The sequence below is a fragment of the Gilvimarinus sp. 1_MG-2023 genome, from assembly GCF_030548285.1.
Genome location: NZ_JAUOSC010001879.1, coordinates 1 through 230 on the forward strand (window position 1 = coordinate 1; position 230 = coordinate 230).

Here is a 230-nt window from a genome sequence, read left to right on the forward strand (position 1 = left end):
GTTAGCATCATAGGCAGAGCGTATTTGAAATTTTGCGCAAATATTATTTATTCTAGGTATTGGTTGCCACTGTACCGGCGCGTGCCATTCCTGCATATCGCTGCTTACTACATCGCCCCTAAGAAAGGTAAGAAAGTCGCCTATAGTCTGTTCAAAAGCACGTGGGTGAAAAAGTGAAATATTGGGGTTTATTTCATCGGGGCGATCAATGGTTATTACCATTGTTGTAG

At 42.2% G+C, this 230-nt stretch carries 1 pseudogene; it reads right to left on the reverse strand.

Annotated features, from left to right (window positions below):
• Positions 1-230: pseudogene (locus tag Q4563_RS23215) on the reverse strand (hypothetical protein); the annotation flags it as partial.